Source organism: Micromonospora sp. NBRC 107095 (assembly GCF_030269705.1).
GTDB classification, from domain to species: Bacteria; Actinomycetota; Actinomycetes; order Mycobacteriales; family Micromonosporaceae; genus Micromonospora; species Micromonospora parva.
The window spans coordinates 2,108,377-2,125,144 of record NZ_BSTU01000001.1 but is presented as its reverse complement, the minus strand read 5'-3'; the positions used below and the strand labels follow the sequence as shown (position 1 = coordinate 2,125,144).

General features: G+C 70.3%; 17 protein-coding genes and 1 pseudogene. 12 read left to right on the top strand and 6 right to left on the bottom strand.

Features of this window, described 5'->3' with window-relative positions; genetic code table 11:
• Nucleotides 1–40 precede the first annotated feature (40 nt).
• The 3 genes and pseudogenes from QSK15_RS09945 to QSK15_RS09930 form a co-directional block, all read right to left on the bottom strand.
• Nucleotides 41–292: a hypothetical protein gene (locus QSK15_RS09945; protein WP_352232166.1), complete on the bottom strand. Its 252-nt coding sequence runs from the start codon at nt 290–292 to the stop codon at nt 41–43.
• A pseudogene (locus tag QSK15_RS32525) lies at nt 289–648 on the bottom strand (hypothetical protein); the annotation flags it as partial. The pseudogene QSK15_RS32525 and the gene QSK15_RS09945, both read right to left, overlap by 4 nt.
• A 155-nt stretch (nt 649–803) precedes the next feature.
• Nucleotides 804–2,015 (bottom strand): helix-turn-helix domain-containing protein, encoded by a 1,212-nt coding sequence (locus tag QSK15_RS09930; protein ID WP_285793869.1) that lies wholly within the window; start codon nt 2,013–2,015, stop codon nt 804–806.
• 358 nt (nt 2,016–2,373) lie between these two features.
• On the opposite strand from QSK15_RS09930, the gene QSK15_RS09925 reads away from it, so the two are divergent.
• Complete coding sequence (locus tag QSK15_RS09925; protein WP_285793868.1) at nt 2,374–2,835, top strand: hypothetical protein; 462 nt, start codon at nt 2,374–2,376, stop codon at nt 2,833–2,835.
• A gap of 600 nt (nt 2,836–3,435) precedes the next feature.
• Here QSK15_RS09925 and QSK15_RS09920 read toward each other — a convergent pair.
• A complete protein-coding gene (locus QSK15_RS09920; protein WP_285793867.1) occupies nt 3,436–3,666 on the bottom strand; it encodes a hypothetical protein in 231 nt (76 codons plus the stop codon).
• 168 nt (nt 3,667–3,834) lie between these two features.
• Between QSK15_RS09920 and QSK15_RS09915 the strand changes: the two genes are divergently transcribed.
• The 7 genes from QSK15_RS09915 (at nt 3,835) to QSK15_RS09885 (ending at nt 11,681) form a co-directional block, all read left to right on the top strand.
• Nucleotides 3,835–5,058, top strand: a complete 1,224-nt coding sequence (locus QSK15_RS09915; RefSeq protein ID WP_285793866.1) for a sensor histidine kinase — start codon at nt 3,835–3,837, stop codon at nt 5,056–5,058.
• On the top strand, nt 5,046–5,702 hold the full coding sequence (locus tag QSK15_RS09910; RefSeq protein WP_285793865.1) for a response regulator transcription factor: 657 nt from the start codon (nt 5,046–5,048) through the stop codon (nt 5,700–5,702). Before QSK15_RS09915 ends, QSK15_RS09910 begins: the two co-directional genes overlap by 13 nt.
• 111 nt (nt 5,703–5,813) lie before the next feature.
• Entirely contained in the window at nt 5,814–6,575 is a 762-nt protein-coding gene (locus tag QSK15_RS09905) for an ABC transporter ATP-binding protein (protein ID WP_285794376.1), read from the top strand.
• Nucleotides 6,572–9,040, top strand: a complete 2,469-nt coding sequence (locus QSK15_RS09900; RefSeq protein WP_285793864.1) for an ABC transporter permease — start codon at nt 6,572–6,574, stop codon at nt 9,038–9,040. Before QSK15_RS09905 ends, QSK15_RS09900 begins: the two co-directional genes overlap by 4 nt.
• A gap of 143 nt (nt 9,041–9,183) precedes the next feature.
• Nucleotides 9,184–10,359 carry a DUF418 domain-containing protein gene (locus QSK15_RS09895; protein ID WP_285793863.1) on the top strand — a complete coding sequence of 392 codons (1,176 nt, stop codon included), beginning with the start codon at nt 9,184–9,186 and terminating at the stop codon, nt 10,357–10,359.
• A 121-nt stretch (nt 10,360–10,480) separates the two neighbouring features.
• Entirely contained in the window at nt 10,481–11,200 is a 720-nt protein-coding gene (locus tag QSK15_RS09890; RefSeq protein ID WP_285793862.1) for a DUF8817 family protein, read from the top strand.
• A 142-nt stretch (nt 11,201–11,342) separates the two neighbouring features.
• The gene (locus QSK15_RS09885; RefSeq protein WP_285793861.1) at nt 11,343–11,681 is read left to right on the top strand and encodes a putative quinol monooxygenase; all 339 of its coding nucleotides are present in this window, start codon (nt 11,343–11,345) and stop codon (nt 11,679–11,681) included.
• Between the two features lie 67 nt (nt 11,682–11,748).
• Here the strand turns inward: QSK15_RS09885 and QSK15_RS09880 are convergent, their stop codons facing one another.
• Nucleotides 11,749–12,963 (bottom strand): low temperature requirement protein A, encoded by a 1,215-nt coding sequence (locus tag QSK15_RS09880; protein WP_285793860.1) that lies wholly within the window; start codon nt 12,961–12,963, stop codon nt 11,749–11,751.
• Between the two features lie 311 nt (nt 12,964–13,274).
• Between QSK15_RS09880 and QSK15_RS09875 the strand changes: the two genes are divergently transcribed.
• Nucleotides 13,275–14,567, top strand: a complete 1,293-nt coding sequence (locus QSK15_RS09875) for a helix-turn-helix domain-containing protein (RefSeq protein ID WP_285793859.1) — start codon at nt 13,275–13,277, stop codon at nt 14,565–14,567.
• A gap of 79 nt (nt 14,568–14,646) precedes the next feature.
• Here QSK15_RS09875 and QSK15_RS09870 read toward each other — a convergent pair whose 3' ends face one another.
• Complete coding sequence (locus QSK15_RS09870) at nt 14,647–15,096, bottom strand: hypothetical protein (protein ID WP_285793858.1); 450 nt, start codon at nt 15,094–15,096, stop codon at nt 14,647–14,649.
• Between the two features lie 216 nt (nt 15,097–15,312).
• Here QSK15_RS09870 and QSK15_RS09865 point away from each other — a divergent pair, with 216 nt between their 5' ends.
• Genes QSK15_RS09865 through QSK15_RS09855 form a run of 3 tightly spaced genes read left to right on the top strand, consistent with a single transcriptional unit; the run spans nt 15,313 to nt 16,764 of the window.
• The gene (locus tag QSK15_RS09865; protein ID WP_285793857.1) at nt 15,313–15,705 is read left to right on the top strand and encodes a YbaB/EbfC family nucleoid-associated protein; all 393 of its coding nucleotides are present in this window, start codon (nt 15,313–15,315) and stop codon (nt 15,703–15,705) included.
• Complete coding sequence (locus QSK15_RS09860) at nt 15,705–16,019, top strand: hypothetical protein (RefSeq protein ID WP_285793856.1); 315 nt, start codon at nt 15,705–15,707, stop codon at nt 16,017–16,019. Before QSK15_RS09865 ends, QSK15_RS09860 begins: the two co-directional genes overlap by 1 nt.
• Before the next feature lie 19 nt (nt 16,020–16,038).
• On the top strand, nt 16,039–16,764 hold the full coding sequence (locus QSK15_RS09855; RefSeq protein WP_285793855.1) for a WXG100 family type VII secretion target: 726 nt from the start codon (nt 16,039–16,041) through the stop codon (nt 16,762–16,764).
• The last annotated feature ends 4 nt before the right edge of the window (nt 16,765–16,768 follow it).

Below are 16,768 nucleotides of genomic sequence, written 5' to 3'. Positions count from 1 at the left end.
GCTGCCGACCGATCACCGGCAACTCGCAGCGGCTCGCCCGTTACCGATGTTCTGCTGGCACGGTTTCGTCGACCTCCCTGACCCATCCGAGGAACCGGCGGTGCAGCACGCCGGCCGGGGTCCACGGCATGTCCTCGGTCGCCTGAACGAGGTAGGACCCGAGGTAGAGAGTCAGCGACACGGGGGCATCCGCATACTCCGCCCGCAGCTCGCGCTTGCGAGTCCGGCAGGGCCAGGGCAGGCCGCAGCCACCGCAGCTCCAGATCGGCATGACCGGACCGTGCACGGTCACCGCACACCCGCCAGGAAGCGATCCGTGATCGCCCGGGCCTGCCGGCTGGTCACCCAGTCCACCTGCCAGCACGGGTACGGCGTGAGCCGAGCCCACCACACCCGGCAACCGACACACATACCGTCCAACCCGCGGACGTGCACCGCGACGATCGCCTGCTCCTGACCGCTGTTCACTCCTCGCCCACCTGCGGCCAGTGACCCCGACTGATCGGAATCCGGTGCCGGCCACGGCAGGGCAGGTCGGCTCCACAGCGGCAGATACGCCGCCAGAGCTGCCACGACCACACCGGCCGATGCCGCCGGGCAAAAGTCAACGCGGTGGCCGAGAGGTACTCGTCGTACGAGACGCGCCGCATGTGCCCTCCCTCGTCGGTCAGGAGGGCGGCATCATCGCCCTCCGCTGAGGGGGACACGACGACCAGGCGACTGCCGCACCGCCCGCCGCATCCCGTGAGGGCGACGCTACGTACCGTCGCAGTGCGGAATGGGTAAGGTTCCTACCCCCTAGATCACGAGACCAGGCCAACCTTCACCGCGAGGTCACGGGCATCCTCGCGGGTGGACCGCGGACCGTCGAGCAGGTCCAGGGTGATCTGTCGGGCGTACCCGTTGAAGCGGATCGTCTCCGGGGCCGACTCGTACGCCTGACGGAGGGTCGCCACGGTCCTTTCGGTGTCGTCCTTGCCGTAGTGCGCCCGCGCGACCTCGATGAGATGGCGTGCCCGGCGCGGCCTCGACGGAATCGCCGCCGAATCGTGGCGGCGCGCCTGCCGAACCGCCTCACCCGACTTCTGCAACTCCACCGCCACGGTCACCGCGTGGGCGCCCATGATGACCTGCGAGAACGACGTCTGCGGCTGGTAGAAACCCTGCGGCAGTCGCTGCGCCACCCGGTCCGCGCGATCCCAGTACCGCCAGGCCCGCCCCTCCTCACCGGCGCGGGCAGCGGTGTAGGCAGCCTCGAAGTTCAACGCGCCCCAGAGCGCCAACAGGTTGGTGTTCCCATCGGACGTACGCGGCTCCAGCACCGACAGAAGATCCAGGGTCACCGCCATCGCGGTGTCCCAGTCACCGGCATCCCGATGCACCTGGCACAGGAACCATCCCGCGCACGCCAGCGCCTCCGGGTCGCCGGACTCCTGCCCCGCCACCATCGCCCGGTCCGCGACCCGCCACAACAACTCCGCAGCGGGTTGGTAGGCAAGGAACATCTGCGTCAACCCGAACGTCTCCGCCAACAGGGCCTGAGCCTGCCGACGCTCATCACCCTGGTACGCCAACGCGGCGCGCTGCACGTCGCGCAGCAGCCCCGGCAACAACCCGCCCAGCACCGTACGGTGATCCGACGCCTGATGACGCGCCCGCCACGCCATCGCCAGCCGACCTCTCAGGCTCGCCAACGACTCCGGAGAAGCCTCATCGGAAACTGCGAAACGGTTCACCGCATCCCGGACCGACGCCAGCGCCGGATGCTCCGGCCCGTTGACCACAGCAGACCGGGCGCCCAACTCACCGGCCAGGGCAGACACCTCGACCTTGAGAGCACGCGCGATGCGATCCAGCATGTGAATGCGCGGCGGCAGGAGGCGATCGGTCTCCACTGCCTTGACCCATTCGGCGCTGCGCCCCACCAACCCACCGAGCACCGCACGGGTCTTCCCCGACCGCTCCCGGTAGACCTTCAGTCGCTGCCCGAAGGTCAACTCTGGCAAGGAATCCATCACGGGCCTCCTCGTAGCGCAGGACGGACCATCGGCAGCCAGGCCGCCGCCAGCCAACGCTACCGGCCTGCCTGCCGCCTTATAACCCCTCACACGCCACGCGGTGGCTTTGCTTTCTCACCTCTACGGCGCAACTGAGCAAGGCCCTGGCCAACGCCTCGGCTCGGTCTGCCGACAACCACAACGAGCCATGTGGCACATCGTCATCGGCACCGGCCCACCCTCACCCCTCCTTGGCGACCGCTTCGGGCCCAGAGAACGGCGGGGCGACTTCGACCAGGCCGGATACTCACTCACCACTGAGAGCGAACCCCACGGCGGGGTGGTCGAGCTGATCGGGTCCTGCCATCCTGACGTCGTGAAGCCCAACCTGGAGAGAATCTCGGGAAAGCAGGACCGGCTGGCAGAGGCGATTCTGGCTCGCGCGCCGCGACGCATGGATCAAAGATTCGTCAGCTCCCTCGATCCCTCTGCGTCACTCGCCCTGGGGCGATACGGCGTCCGCCTCGCCACGCTGGCGCTGAGGCAAGACTCTCCCGACCTACTACGCCGTTCATTGCTCGCAACAGGGCTCTCCGGATGTTTGGCACCCGACGATGTCCGGGACCTCATGGTGGGTTTGGCATTGCCGTGGACCGTGGCACAGCAGCTCGGCGCGTCCCCGGCCACGGTGTTCGCCGCTGTCGCCGACAGCCTTCCGGATGGTCCGATCGCCAAACTGTTCAAGACCTTCGGTGCCCGGACAGACATCACCTTGGAAGCCTTCGGCTGGGAATTGGTCACAACCGTCAGCGGCCCGGACTTCCGCCCGCAGTACTGACCACAGGGCGCACCCGGCCGCTCGGGGCGGGGCACCTCACATTCCGACTGCGACTGCGAGCGACCGACTCTCGGCGGACAACCCCTGGCCTGGCTCACTCCCGGCCGCAGGAGTAAGCGTCCAACACCTTCTGTTCTGTTGATCACGAGCACAGGCGTAGTACGCCAAGGTGAGCCGAACGCGGATGTGCAACGATGATCGGCATGTCGACCTTCCGAAAGGGCAATGCCGCGTAGGCGTCCCGCACAACTGCGTGCCGACTCCATCTACCGGCGACCGCTTGACGGGTCAACCTCTGTCATCCCTGGGCTCTCGGTCCGGAGCTTGAGAGCCATCGCCTACCTCGAACGCACCCGACTCTGGAATCAGGCGGTGTCTGATGCGCTGGGGGCCTGGTCATGGTTTGTGCGCCACCCATGGCATCGCTTGTGGGACCCGACCGCCGGCTGTGGGGTGATGCAGTGCTGTCCGAACCCTCCCGAGCTGCGCTGGATCTTGGACGTCGTCGTTACGGTCCTGCCACCGAACGATGCCCGGCACCTCCGTAAGTAGATCGCAGCCCTTGATGAGCATGGGTGATCGGGCGTGAGGGTCGGGCCCCTACGACTCGCGCACCCGGTTACGGCGGTGGTGGACGATCAGCGCGACCGCGCAGAGCAGCGCCACCAGCCCGAACCCGGAGCTGAGCCACTGGTTGTCCGCAGCGGTTGACAGCACCACGTTGGCCGCCGCGCTGACGAAGAGCACCAGCCACAGCAGCGGGCGTAGCGGGCCGCCCGACTTCTTCGGTGCGGCGACCGGGGCCTCGGTGATGCGGTACGGATCGGTCATGACTGCCTCCTTCGGCGGATGTTCCTCGACGCCGTCAACGCTAGGTAGGCGGCGCGGCGGCGACGATCCCGCCAGCTCGACGACAGGGGTACAGCAGGCTGTACCTTCCGCGCCGAGCGTTGCTGGGCGGGGCCTGCGGTGGCCTATGTTGGCGGGGGAGGTGGGTCGATGGGGTACGTGCGGGGCCGGGTTCGCGCCTCGGTCGCCGCCTTGGAGCACCTCGTCGGAGGGTTGGGCACCGCAACGCTGGCGCTGGGCGCGCTGCTCTGGGCGGCGATCGTGGCGGTGGCCTGCCTGGTCGGGGTGGGGTTGCTGGCGGCGCCCGGTGCGTTGCGGGCGGTGCGCTGGGTGAGCGACCGCGAGCGCGCTCGGCTGTCCCGCTGGGGCGAGCCGATCCCCACGCCGGGGCCGGTGCCGACCGGGTTGCGGACGGCTGTGCACGATCCGTTCATGCGCCGGGAGCTGGGCTGGGTCGCGCTGTACTCGCTCGTCGGCCTGGTGACCGGGCTGGTCGGCGTCGCGTTGCCGCTCTATGCGGTGCAGGACGGCACCTTCCCGCTGTGGTACCGGCTGGTCCCCCCCGACGCTGCGCCGGGGATCGTCTGGTGGCGCATCGATGGCCTGTCCGACGCGCTCTGGGTCGGGGTGCTCGGGCTGGGTTGCCTGGCCGCCGCGATCTGGTTCAGCCCGGTCCTGGCCCGTCTCCAGGCCTGGCCGGGCCGTCGGCTGCTGCCTCCGCCGCCGGGTGTCGACCTGTCGCTGCGGGTGGCCGAGCTGACCGCCACCCGCGCTGCGGCGCTGGACGCCCACGCTGTCGAACTGCGCCGGATCGAGCGGTCGCTGCACGACGGCACCCAGAACCGGTTGGTGGCGGTCAACGTGTTGCTGGGCGCCGCACGGCGGGCCGTGCGCCGCAATCCGGACCGCGCCGACGAGATCCTCGGGCAGGCGCAGGACGCCGCGGAACAGGCACTCGGCGAGCTGCGTACGGTGGTGCGGGGGATCCTGCCGCCGGTGCTGGACGACCGGGGTCTCGCCGGGGCGCTGGCGGGCCTGGCCGGCAGCTGCGCGGTGCCCTGCCGACTGGAGGTGGACGTGGCCGTGCGGTGCGCGGCCTCGGTCGAGGCCACCGCCTACTTCGTGGTGGCCGAGGCGCTGACCAACGTCGTCCGGCACAGCGGTGCGAGCCGCGTTGACGTGGCCGTGCGCCGCGAGCACGGCCGGCTGCTGGTGAGCATCGAGGACGACGGGCACGGCGACGCGGACGAGACACGTGGCTCGGGGCTCACCGGTATCCGGCGGCGGGTCGAGGCGTACGACGGCCGGATGACGCTGACGAGCCCACCGGGAGGGCCGACAAGGATGGACGTGGAGCTGCCATGCGGATCGTGATCGCCGAGGACGACCCGCTGCTGCGTGAGGGTTTGGCGCTGCTGCTGCGGGCCGAGGATCTGGACGTGGTCGCCACGGCCGGCACTCCGGGCGAGTTCCTGGTCGCCGTGGACGAACACGCGCCGGACGTCGCGATCGTCGACGTACGGATGCCCCCCACCCACACCGACGAGGGCATCGTGGCCGCCGTGGAGGCCCGGCGGCGGCGCCCCGGCCTGGCGGTGCTGGTCCTGTCGGCGTACGTGGAGCAGGCGTTCGCCACCGACCTGTTCTCGGTCGGCGCCGTCGGGCTCGGTTACCTGCTGAAGGAGCGGGTGGGCCGGGTCGAGGAGTTCCTCACCGCGCTGCACCGCGTCGCGGGCGGCGGCAGCGTGATCGACCCGGAGGTGGTGGCGCAGTTGCTCGCCCGCAACCGCCGGACGGACACGGCGCTGAGCGAGCTGTCGCCGCGTGAGCGTGAGGTGCTGGGGCTGATGGCCGAAGGGCTTGGCAACAGCGCGATCGCCGAGCGGCTGTTCGTCACCGACGGCGCGGTGCACAAGCACATCCGCAGCATCTTCTCGAAGCTTCAGCTGCCACCGGACGACCGCGCCGACCGCCGGGTCACCGCCGTGTTGCGCTACCTGGACGGCGATCGGCGGTAGCGCCTGCTGTACCCGGACCTGGCAGCCCGCGGGATGGTTGCCGTTCTCCCACGTCAATAGCGTTTCTGGTGCGCGCAGTTCTTGCCGATGACACGGAGAGAGGCCACCAGAATGCCGGACTATCCGGGACAGACAAGCGAAGCGGCGGTACGCGTCGAACACCTCACCCGCGTGTACGACGCCGGCCCTCATCAGGTGGTTGCGCTCGCGGGCCTCGACGTCCGTTTCGACAGGGGCACCTTCACGGCGGTGATGGGGCCCTCGGGCTCCGGCAAGAGCACGCTGTTACAGACCGCGGCCGGGCTCGACCGGCCCACCTCCGGTCGGGTGGTGATCGGAGGCACCGACCTGTCCGGGCTGTCCGAGACCCGCCTCACCGAGCTGCGTCGTACCCGGATCGGGTTCGTCTTCCAGGCGTTCAACCTGATCGGCGCGCTGACCGTCGAGGAGAACATCGTGCTGCCCCTGCGCCTGGCCGGCGTCCGTCCGGACCGGGCCTGGCTGACCCGGGTGGTCGAGCGGGTCGGCCTGACCGACCGGCTGCACCACCGGCCGGCCGCGCTCTCCGGCGGCCAGCAGCAGCGGGTGGCGATCGCCCGCGCGCTGGCCACCCGCCCCGAGGTGATCTTCTGCGATGAGCCGACCGGCGCTCTCGACTCCCGCAGCGCGGCGGAGGTGCTGACGCTGCTCCGCGCGGTCGTGGACGAACACGGGCTGACCGTGGTGATGGTGACCCACGACCCGATCGCCGCGTCGTACGCGGACCGCGTGCTCGTGTTGGCCGACGGTGTGATCGTCGCCGACCTTCCGCAGCTCGGAGCCGCCGGTATCGCCGAGCACCTGGCGTCGCTGGATCGGCGGGTCCTCCGATGACCGGGCTCGCCGCCCGCCTGCTGCGGCACCGCGCCGGTCCCGCCGCCGCCACAGTGCTGGCCCTGACCGTCGGCGTGCTGATCCTGGTGGCGATGGGCACCCTCGTGGAGTCCGGGCTGCGTTTCCGCGCGGAGCCACGGCTCTGGGCGGCGGCCGACGTGGTCGTCGCCAACCGCACCGTCAGCCACACGTTCAAGGAGTTCGGCGACACCACCACGAGCACCGTCGCGCTGCCCGAGGGCGGCACTGTGGACGCGGCGGTGGTGGACCGGATCCGCCAGGTGCCGGGCGTCGCGGCCGTCGCCGGCGACGACGCGGTGGTGATCGGCTCCCCCGCCGCCGTGGGCCACGGCTGGGACACGTACGCCTTCACCGGTCGTCGGATCGCCGCGGGCGCCGCGCCACGGGCCGACGACGAGGTGCTGCTCGACACCCGGTTCGGCGTGGCACCCGGCGAGCGCATCGACCTGGTCGTCGGCGGGGTCGGGCGGTCGTACCTGGTGAGCGGAACCACCGAGACCGGTACGGCGGCGGTGTTCTTCACCGACGCGCAGGCCGCCCGGTTGTCCGCCCACCCCGGCCGGGTGGACGCGATCGGCGTGCGGATGGTGCCCGGCGCCGACGTCGGCGCGGTGCGCGAGATCGCGTCGGCGGCCGGCGCCACGACGTACGCCGGGAACGACCGTGGCAACGTCGAGCAGTCGGACAACCAGGCCGCTCAGACGTTGCTGGTCACGGCCGGATCGGCTTTCGGCGGGTACGTCGTCCTGCTGATCGTCTTCGTGGTGGCCGGCACCATCGGGTTGTCCGTCCGGCACCGTCGACGTGACCTGGCGTTGCTGCGCGCGGTCGCGGCCACGCCGGGGCAGGTGCGCCGCATGCTGATCGCCGAGGCGGCGCTGCTCGCCCTGGTCGGCTCCGCGGTCGGCGGACCGGCTGGCCTGCTGGCGGCCCGCTGGGTGCACGGCGAGCTGGTCGAGCGGGGATTCGTGCCGGCCAGCTTCCCGATGGCCGGCGGCCTCTTCGCGGTGCCGGCCGCTGTCGGTACGGCGGTCCTCGTGGCGGTGCTCGCCGCGTTGGTCGCCGCCCGCCGGGTCACCGGGATCAAGCCGATCGAGGCGCTGGGAGAGATCGCCGTCGAGCCCCGGCGTAGCGGCCGGGTGCGGCTGATCGCCGGTGTGCTGACGCTGGCGGCGGCCGGCACCTCCGGGGCGTTCACGCTCGGTGCGGGCGGGTCGACCGGGGCGCTGGCCGGCGCGGCCGGCATGTTGTACCTGTTCGTCATCGCCGTGGCGCTGCTCGCACCGAGGATCAACGCGTACGCGGCACGCCTGCTCACACCGCTGCTGCCGCGGGTGTGGCGGGTCAGCGGCTACCTGGCCGCGGCCAACCTGCGGGCCAACGCGCAGGGCATGGCGACGGTCCTGACCGCCCTGGTGCTGTCCGTGGGGTTCGGCGGCTCGGTCTGGTTCCTGCAGACCAACCTGGAACGGCAGACCACCACGCAGAGCAGCGCGGGAACCCTCGCCGAACGGGTCATTGTCGCCCCGGGCGGGCTACCGGCGGACGCGGCGCGGGAGATCCGCGAGTTGACCGGGGTACGGGCGGCCACCGGTGTGCGCCATACCCAGGTGGTGGTGCGGGCGCTGGGCGGCATCGAGCCGGTCGGCGCGCAGTCGGTCGACCCGGTGGGCATCACGTCGACAATGGACCTCGCCGTGCGCGCGGGCAACCTGGCCGACCTGCGCGCGGGCACCGTCGCCGTGTCGGCTGCGCAGGCGTCCTCGTCCGGCTGGGACGTGGGCGACAAGGCGGACCTCTGGCTGGGCGACGGCACCCCGGTCACGTTGGACGTCATCGCGATCTACGGCCGGGGCCTCGGCTTCGGCGACGTCACGTTGGCCGCCGAGACGGTCGCCGGCCACACGGCCGGGAACACCACCGACGAGGTCCTGGTCAGCGCCGGCCCGGAGGCCGACACCGCGTTGGCCACGTGGTCGGCGGGGAGACCGGGCACCGAGGTTCTCGACGCCGCCACCCGTACCCGCCTGATCAGCGCCGATCTGGCTCTCGGCGCCTGGCTGAACCGGCTGCTGATCGGCGTGATGGTGGGGTACGCGGCGCTCGCGGCGGCCACCACGATGGTGATGGCCGCGCTGGCCCGCCGCCGCGAGTTGGCGTTGCTGCAACTGGTCGGGGTCACCCGCCGGCAGATTCGCGCGATGGTCCAGGCCGAACAGGCCGGGTTGCTCGGCACCGCGGTGCTGATCGGCGCGACGATCGCGGCGCTGACCCTGAGCGCGATCGTCAACGGACTGACCGGCAGCCCGATCCCGTACGTCCCGCCGCTCGGCTGGGTGGCGGTGCTCGGCGGCACGACGCTGCTGGCGCTGACGACCACAGTGTGGCCCGTCCGACTGCTGCTCGGCGCGTCTCCGATCGACAACATCGGGGTGAAGGAGTAGGGCCTGCCCCACCGCCGACGTTCCCGTTCACCGGCTGTCACCTGGATCTGCCGCTTCATAGGGTCGGAGGGAGCCATCGAATTCGATCTACTGGTCGTTACGGGGGTAGCAGCGTGAGGTTCTCCATCAAAGACCCGCCAGTCGTGAATGAAGGGCCGTCCGGGCCGTTCTCCCGGATCGCCGCCGTCGACGGGTTGCGCGCCGTGGCGCTGCTCCTCATCCTGATTGTCAACATCGCCTTCTTCGCCTCCGGCTACCCCTTCCATCTGGTTCCGGATCCCGCGCACGACTCGTGGGGCGACCAGGCGATCCGGTGGCTGGTCGAGTTGCTCTTCACGATGAAGGCGTACCTGCTGTTCTCCTTCCTGTTCGGCTACAGCTTCACGCTCCAACTCGACTCCGCCGCGCGGCGCGGCGTCGACTTCGCCCCCCGGTTCCGGCGACGGTTGGCAGGGCTCTTCGTGCTCGGCATCCTGCACGCGGTGCTGCTGTTCCAGGGCGACATCCTGACCACCTACGCACTGCTCGGCCTGGTCCTGCTCGCCATGCGACGGGTCGCCGTCGGGACCGCGCTGCGCGCCGCCGTCCTGCTGACCGGCGGGATCGGCTTCGTCCTCGCGCTCGCCGCCGTCGGCGGGACCCAGTTGGTCACCGATCCGGCGGCGGCACTGGCGGCGGGGCAGCGATCCACCGAGGCGCTACAGGGCGGAATCGGGTCGGTGATCACCGAGCACGTACGGCAACTGCCGGCGATGTTCGGCGCGCTCCTCGTGCAGGGGCCGCTCGCCCTCTCGGCCTTCCTCTTCGGTTACGCGGCTGGGCGGCGACGGCTGCTCACCGACATCGCCGGAAACCGGCAGCTCCTTCGCCGGGTGCAGCAACTGGGCTATCCGATCGGCCTGGCGGGTGCGGTGATCTTCGCCTCGGGCGGGGGCACCGCCAACCTGACCGGGCTGACGGTGGGCGTACTCACCGCGCCGCTGCTCGCCGCCGCGTACGCCGCCACCCTTCTCCGCTTCTTCCAGACCACCCGGGGACAGCGGGTGGTCGCCGTACTCGCCCCGGCCGGACGGATGTCCCTGTCGAACTACCTGGGTCAGTCGCTGCTCTGTGTGCTGGTCTTCACCGGCGTCGGACTGGGCCTCGCCGGCACCGTCGCACCTGGGGTCGCTCTCGTCATCGCGGTCGCCATCTACGTTGCTCAGCTCGCCGTCAGCGCGGCGTGGATGGCTCGGTTCCGGTACGGACCGATGGAGTGGCTGTTGCGGGCCTGGACCGAGCAGCGGTGGCCACAGCTCCGCGCCGCCGACCCGGTCTGACGGCCGTGTCCCAGCTCGCCACCGTCGTTGCGTTCCGGGACATCAGCCGATCGGATGGCCGGCGGCGATGATCGGCTATTTCCATGTGCGACGGGCATCCTGCGACGCCTAGGAAGGAGGCATGACCAACGAGGTGACTGTTCCCCTGCTGCCGTGCGCATCCATTGACGACATCGAAAACTTCTACGGCGTTCTCGGCTTTCGCACCACGTACAAGCAACGCAAGCCCAACCCATGCGTGGGGGTGCGGCGCGAGGACATTGACCTTCAGTTCTTCGAGATCCCCGGATTCGACCCGGAGCAGTCCTACGGCTCCTGTCTCGTGATCACCCCGGACATCGAGGGACTGCACCGGGCATTCGCCGCCGGCATGCGCGCCGAGTACGGCAAGGTACTGGTGTCCGGGACACCACGGATGACCCGGCCCAGGGCGCGGAAGAACGCCGACGGGTTGGGCGGATTCAGCGTCATCGACCCGGGCGGCAACTGGATCCGCGTCTTCCGGGACCCCACCGCCGCCCCCATGCCGGCCGCCGCGCCGACCGGGCGGCTGGCCAAAGCCCTGGCGAATGCTGTCGTACAGGCCGACTCCAGGGGAAGCGTCGGACAGGCCGTCCGGATCCTCGACAGCGCGTTGGCCCGCCCGCACGCCGACGACGACCCGGTCGAGCAGGTAGAGGTCCTGGTCTACCGCGCCGAACTGGCGATGGTGCTGCACGACCCGAAGACCGCGGCCGAACTGCTGGCCCGCGCCCAGTCCGTCACGCTCACCGAGGACGAATCAGAACGGGCGGCAGCCGCGTTCGACAATGCCGCCGAACTCACCACAGCACTGCGATGACTCACCACGCGAACGCCTCCATCATCTCGGCGTGTCGACCGGGGGCGCACGCTCACGATCACCACGCCTTGTCAGCGACAGATCAGTATGCTCGAGGCCGCAGAAGTCGTTTCCGTTGCGAGGCGTTTTCTTCGCTCGCCGCATGAACGCGATCAGCTTGCCGCCGCTTCAAGGAGTTGCTGTGTCGTACGGCTACATCGGATCGATGAAGGCCAAGCCGGGCCACCGGGATGACGTCGTGGACATCCTGCTCAGCGGTGTTGATGGCCTGCGCAAGCTCGGATGCGAGCTGTACGTCGTGAGCGTCTCGGACACCGACGACGTCACGATCTGGGTGAGTGAGGTGTGGCAGAGCAAGGAGAAGCACGCCGCCTCGTTGCAGCTCCCCGAGACCAGGGCGGCGATCGCCAAGGCCATGCCGATGCTGACGGGCGAGTTCAGCAGCCAAGAGGTGACCGTGGTGGGAGGCCTGGGCGTGTAGGCCTGTGGTCGCCGTCCCGCAGGTTGCCCGGCGGATCGACGTCGTTCGGCAGGGTGCCGGGTACGCGTCAGCGTGGCGGCGAGGCCTCCTCCAGTGGACGGCCATGGGCCCGGGTCGTGTCGGAGACGGCAACGCCGAGCAGGACGGCGGCTGCTGCGGCGGCGACCCCGAGGGGCGGTAGGCCGACCATGATCGGTGCCATGGCCGCGAGGACGAGGATCCCGATCGGCCGTGGCCAGGACACTCGGGCGAAGGCCACGTACTCGAATAATGAGCGCCCGGCGAGATAGAGCGCAGGCCCTCCGAGGATGGCTCCGACCCAGGCGGGTTTGGCGTCTCCGGATGGATCCATGAGGACGAGCTCAGAGCCGGCCGAGCTGGCGAGGATGCCGGACACCATGAGCAGGTGCGCGAACTCGGCCAACCGACCGAGCCGGCCAGGGTCGGCGGATGCCGCGATGGCCTCCCCCAGGATCTGGCCGGCTCGGTAGAAGTAGATCCGCCACAGCAACACCGTGGTGAGGAACGACAAGGTGAGGGCCATCATTCGTTCGGCCACGATCGGACCGCGGAGAAGACTCGACCCGGAGGTCAGGATCGTCTCACCGAGCGCGACAATGACCAGCTGCCAGTAGCGTTCGGCCAGGTGCTCGCCCGCCACGGCCCACGGGGACACCCGCGAGCGGCCCAGCCCCGGCACCGGCCAGCCGAGCCTGGCCCCCAGGTAGTCGATTGCCAGGGCCACCGTCCACAGCGAATTGCGCGTCACCTCGGGAGCGAAGGCTCCGGCGAGCCACGGTACGGCCGACGCGGCGAACCAGATGAGCGCCAACATATTGACGCGGCGCAGATTATGACCGCGCACGATGCCCACGAAGAAGAGGGTGCGGCCCAGCTGGATCGCGACATAGGTGCTCGCGAAGAGCAGGCCGGTGTCGGCGAGAGCCCCCGAAATGGCGACCGCCATGAGGAGGCTTCCGTACATCGTCGCGACGACAACGAACTGGATCGGCGGCTGGAACGGATCGAATCTGCTGGTCACCCAGGCCGTCTGGGTCCAGATCCACCAGAGGGCCAAAAGCAGCAGCAGAGTCTCGCCGTTCTCCGCGAGGGAGGTGGTCAACCGCTCCGCGACGTGGCCCCTGGTGTAGTCCAACACCAACTCGTGCACGATCCGGGTGAGCGCGAAGACATAGACGAGATCGAAGAACAGTTCCAGGAAGGTCGGCCGCTGCGGACTCTCACGTCTGCGCAGCAGGTTGGCCACTCTGTTGCTCGTCACCCGGCCCGCTCGCTTCGTCGGCTAGTCGCTGAAGCAGTCGTACCACGTTGCCGCGGCGCCCACGGACAAAAGACGCACCCGCGATGGAGGATGTTGCAGGTCGGAGCGGGACCCGCGTGTCGGGCCGCACCCGGCGACGTCCAACGGCGGAGCGCGCACCGCCGGTCCCACGCCACCCCCGCACACTGGTAGCCGTCGTCTGCCGTTCCAGGAAATCAATATAATTTCTCTACTTTGGATGACTTACCAGGAAACATGAGCCCTGTGCTGCGGCACCTCGCTCCAGGGCGCTACCGGGACAAGGGAGCGGCATGGCTCGGCACGAGCGGCCCGTAGATCCGACGGCTGGACCGTTGTCGTCCTTCGCCCATGAGCTACGGAAGTTACGTGTCGAAGCGGGCAACCCCACCTACCGGCGATTGGCCGAGGTCGCCGGCTACAGCGCCTCGACCCTCTCCGCCGCTGCCAGCGGAGTCCGGCAACCCAGCCTCGACGTGCTGCTCGCGTACGTGGGGGCGTGCGGCGGGGACACCGCCCAGTGGAGGCAGCGGTGGCTCGAACTGGACGAGGAACTGCGGCCCTCCAGTTCGGCCAGCGCACCAGCCGACCCGGCGAGGGCAGAAACACCCGACCCGACGCCGGCCGAACCGCTCGCCACGCCCCTCGCACGGTCACCATCCGCTGTGATTCCATCAGCCCCGGCCACGAGTGAGCCAACCGGCACCGGCGGCGCAGCCGGACCGGCCCATGACCGGCCCACGAGCCCTCCGCAGCACCGGAAACTCCGACGGCGACTGGCGCTGGCGGCGGTGGCGGTCGCCGGCCTCGCCGGTACGGCCGCTGTGGTGCCGATGACCCAGCTGAGGTGGCCGGCCAGCGGGGCGACGGCCGCCGCCGGCACGACGACCACCACAGCCTGCCCGGCGACCACCACGGACGCCGCCTTCACCGCCGTCACGTACGGCGGTGGCGTGCACGTCCGGAGCGAGCCCCGCCGCGACCAGGGCATCCTCTACACCATTCCGCCCGGCTGCGTGGTCGGGCTCACCGGCTACTGCCTGGGTGAGCGGATCACCGACTCCACCTCCCAGACCCCCGACATCCGCTGGTTCACCCTCGCCGACGGTGGGCTGATCGCCTCCGGGGTGGTGCACGGCAACCCGCCCACGGGCCTGGAACCGTCCCGCTGCCGGGGCGACCGACCCGGGCCGGCCGCGATCGCTCTCGCGATCGCCCCCGATGAGACCGGCCCGGGTGGGTGGCGGCTGAGCGCGACCGGCACGCACGTGGAGATCGTTGGCTTTGCCGCCTACTACGCGGACGACCCCGCGCTGCCGGCGGAGCGCCGATGGCACCAGATCGGGTTGACCGGTATGGCCGCCCCGCCGTTCGACCTCGTCTGGAAGCTCGACCGCCTGTCCGTGCAACCCGGATCCACCGCCGAGATCCCGGTGGCCGCGGTCGCCTGTCTCGGTGGTGGCGCGCCGACCGACGTACTCGACGTGCAGGCGGCCCGCCCCGACGGCTCCAGCACCGCCGAGGCCCTGCCGCTCGCCGCCGACCAGCGGCTCGCGGCCCGCCGTACCGCCTGCCTCTACCCCTGACGGGGGCGTACGCGGACGGCCGCCACCGGTGGCCCGGCGGGACGGATCCCACCGGGCCACCGGTCAGGCGTCACCGGACTCAGCAGCCCTGGCGACCGGAGTGGATCCAGTAGGTGGTGCCGGCCCAGTCCATCTCGCCGTACGCGTCGACGCAGTTGTTCGCCGTGCCGGTCACTCCGCGCGGCCCGGCGTAGTACAGGTAGTCGGCGTTGTCCTTGGTGGAGACCGCGGTGGCGGTACACGAGCCGCTGCCGGAGGTCTCCGCGCACCGGGCGATCTGCACGGAGGTCCGCGCCGAGGAGCCGTACGCCGCGCCGCGGTGGTACATGCAGGCGCTGTTCGTGCCGCCGTTGGTGCTGTTGTAGTAGATGACCAGCTCGGCAACGGGCTTGCTCGGCGGGTACGCGTAGCTGTAGGTGACCGTGCCCGAGCAGGCCACCGCCGCCTGCGACGGGGCCGCCGTGACGACCAGCACCGTACCGAAGGTCAGCAACGCCAGCAGCGCTCCGAACGCCTTGCGCAGCAACATGTCTTCCACTCCTCTGGGACGAGGTTGGTTGAGAGCCGTCCCGCCGTCCACTTCTACGGAACAGAGAAGTTGATCGCCGCTGATGGTGGCGGCAATCAATCAATTCCGCACAACGCCGAACCAGATCACGCGCATTCGCTCGGCAACCTCGTATGGCGGGTCGTGGATACACTGACGCCTCTAATGCCCCTGCTCGGCAACGGAAACGGAGGCGCGATGGCTAATCCGCTGTTGGACGCCGAGGATGCGCGGGAACGCCTGGAGGCATGGCAGGCCAATGCCGTGCGCCGGGCCGCCGACACGCAGGCCGCCGCTGCCGGCTTGCGCGCGCTGCGGGTCACGGCCAGCGACGCCCACGGGATCGTCGAGATCACCGTCGACTCCACGGGGGCGATGGCCGACGTCCGGCTCTCCGCGCGGGCGCAGCGCGTGAGCCTGGAGCAGACGCAGCAGGCGATCATGGGCGCCTATCGCAACGCGCGGGTCAAGCTCGCCGAGGCTGCCGCCGAGGTCGTGCGGGAGACGGTCGGCGCCGACTCGGCGACCGGCCGGGCCCTGCTGGCCGGATTCCGGACCGCCGACACCGAGGACGAAGAGGGGCGTTACTGATGCACGGGGGGTTCGAGGTCGACGTCGAGGCGCTGCGCGCGCACGCCACGGCCATGTTGGCCATTCACGACCGCTTCGCCGCCGTCAAGGCCGCGAGCAGCACCATCTTCCAGGCCGACGATGCCTACGGGCAGCTCTGCCAGTTCTTGCCGCCCATCCTGGAGGGACGCCACCGGGACCAGGACAAGGGCGTGGGGATGCTCGCCGAGAACATCCAGCTGCTCGCCGCGGGAATCAAGAAAAACGCCGACGCCTACGAGCGGGCCGAGGAGTCGAACACCGACGGCTTCAACTCCTTCCACTCCGCGACCTGAGCCGGCCCGGCGCCCTCTCATGAGCAACCCGCTGGTCGCCACGACCTCCGACATCGCTTCGACAAGCGCCGCGCACCGCGACGGCTGGACCGGCCTGCCGCTCGCCGACGACTACATGGGCATCAAGAACGCCATCGACTCCGGCAGCTGGATCGACGGCTCAGTCGCGGGCTTGGGCGCCGCTCTCGACGGGGCGTCCATCGTCATCGACCCGTTCAGCACGCTCCTGTCGATGGGCATCGAGTGGGCCATCGAGCAGGTCGAGCCACTGAAGCAGGCACTCGACTGGCTGGCCGGCGACCCCGAGACCATCGAGACGCACGCCTTGACCTGGGACAACATGGCCAGCGAGCTGTTCTCCATCGCCGAGGACCTCAAGGCGCGGCTGGTCGGCGACCTCGACGGATGGCAGGGCGCCGCCGCCGACGCCTACCGCGACATCCTCACCATCAACATCGACGTCGCCGGGATCTTCGCGGGCACGGCCGCCGGCATTGGTGCCGCGACCCGTGGCGCGGGGGTCCTGGTGCAGACGGTGCGGGAGGTGGTGCGCGCCTTCGTCGCGGACTGCATCGCCAAGGTCGTGGTGTGGCTGGCCGAGGTGGTCTTCTCTGTCGGCTTCGCCACACCGCTGGTCGCCTCCCAGCTCGCGGTCGCCGTCGTCCGCTGGACCGGCCGCATCTTCGGCTGGCTGATGGGCCTGATCAGCAGCCTCTCCGCCCTTCGCGCACTCCTCGACGTCTAGGCGG

Bases quoted from the DNA above. Each gene is read 5' to 3' on its own strand.
- QSK15_RS09930 (WP_285793869.1), bottom strand. From the start codon at position 2,015: ATGGATTCCTTGCCAGAGTTGACCTTCGGGCAGCGACTGAAGGTCTAC.
- QSK15_RS09920 (WP_285793867.1), bottom strand. From the start codon at position 3,666: ATGACCGATCCGTACCGCATCACCGAGGCCCCGGTCGCCGCACCGAAG.
- QSK15_RS09915 (WP_285793866.1), top strand. From the start codon at position 3,835: ATGGGGTACGTGCGGGGCCGGGTTCGCGCCTCGGTCGCCGCCTTGGAG.
- QSK15_RS09910 (WP_285793865.1), top strand. From the start codon at position 5,046: ATGCGGATCGTGATCGCCGAGGACGACCCGCTGCTGCGTGAGGGTTTG.
- QSK15_RS09905 (WP_285794376.1), top strand. From the start codon at position 5,814: ATGCCGGACTATCCGGGACAGACAAGCGAAGCGGCGGTACGCGTCGAA.
- QSK15_RS09900 (WP_285793864.1), top strand. From the start codon at position 6,572: ATGACCGGGCTCGCCGCCCGCCTGCTGCGGCACCGCGCCGGTCCCGCC.
- QSK15_RS09890 (WP_285793862.1), top strand. From the start codon at position 10,481: ATGACCAACGAGGTGACTGTTCCCCTGCTGCCGTGCGCATCCATTGAC.
- QSK15_RS09885 (WP_285793861.1), top strand. From the start codon at position 11,343: ATGAACGCGATCAGCTTGCCGCCGCTTCAAGGAGTTGCTGTGTCGTAC.
- QSK15_RS09875 (WP_285793859.1), top strand. From the start codon at position 13,275: ATGGCTCGGCACGAGCGGCCCGTAGATCCGACGGCTGGACCGTTGTCG.
- QSK15_RS09870 (WP_285793858.1), bottom strand. From the start codon at position 15,096: ATGTTGCTGCGCAAGGCGTTCGGAGCGCTGCTGGCGTTGCTGACCTTC.
- QSK15_RS09865 (WP_285793857.1), top strand. From the start codon at position 15,313: ATGGCTAATCCGCTGTTGGACGCCGAGGATGCGCGGGAACGCCTGGAG.
- QSK15_RS09860 (WP_285793856.1), top strand. From the start codon at position 15,705: ATGCACGGGGGGTTCGAGGTCGACGTCGAGGCGCTGCGCGCGCACGCC.
- QSK15_RS09855 (WP_285793855.1), top strand. From the start codon at position 16,039: ATGAGCAACCCGCTGGTCGCCACGACCTCCGACATCGCTTCGACAAGC.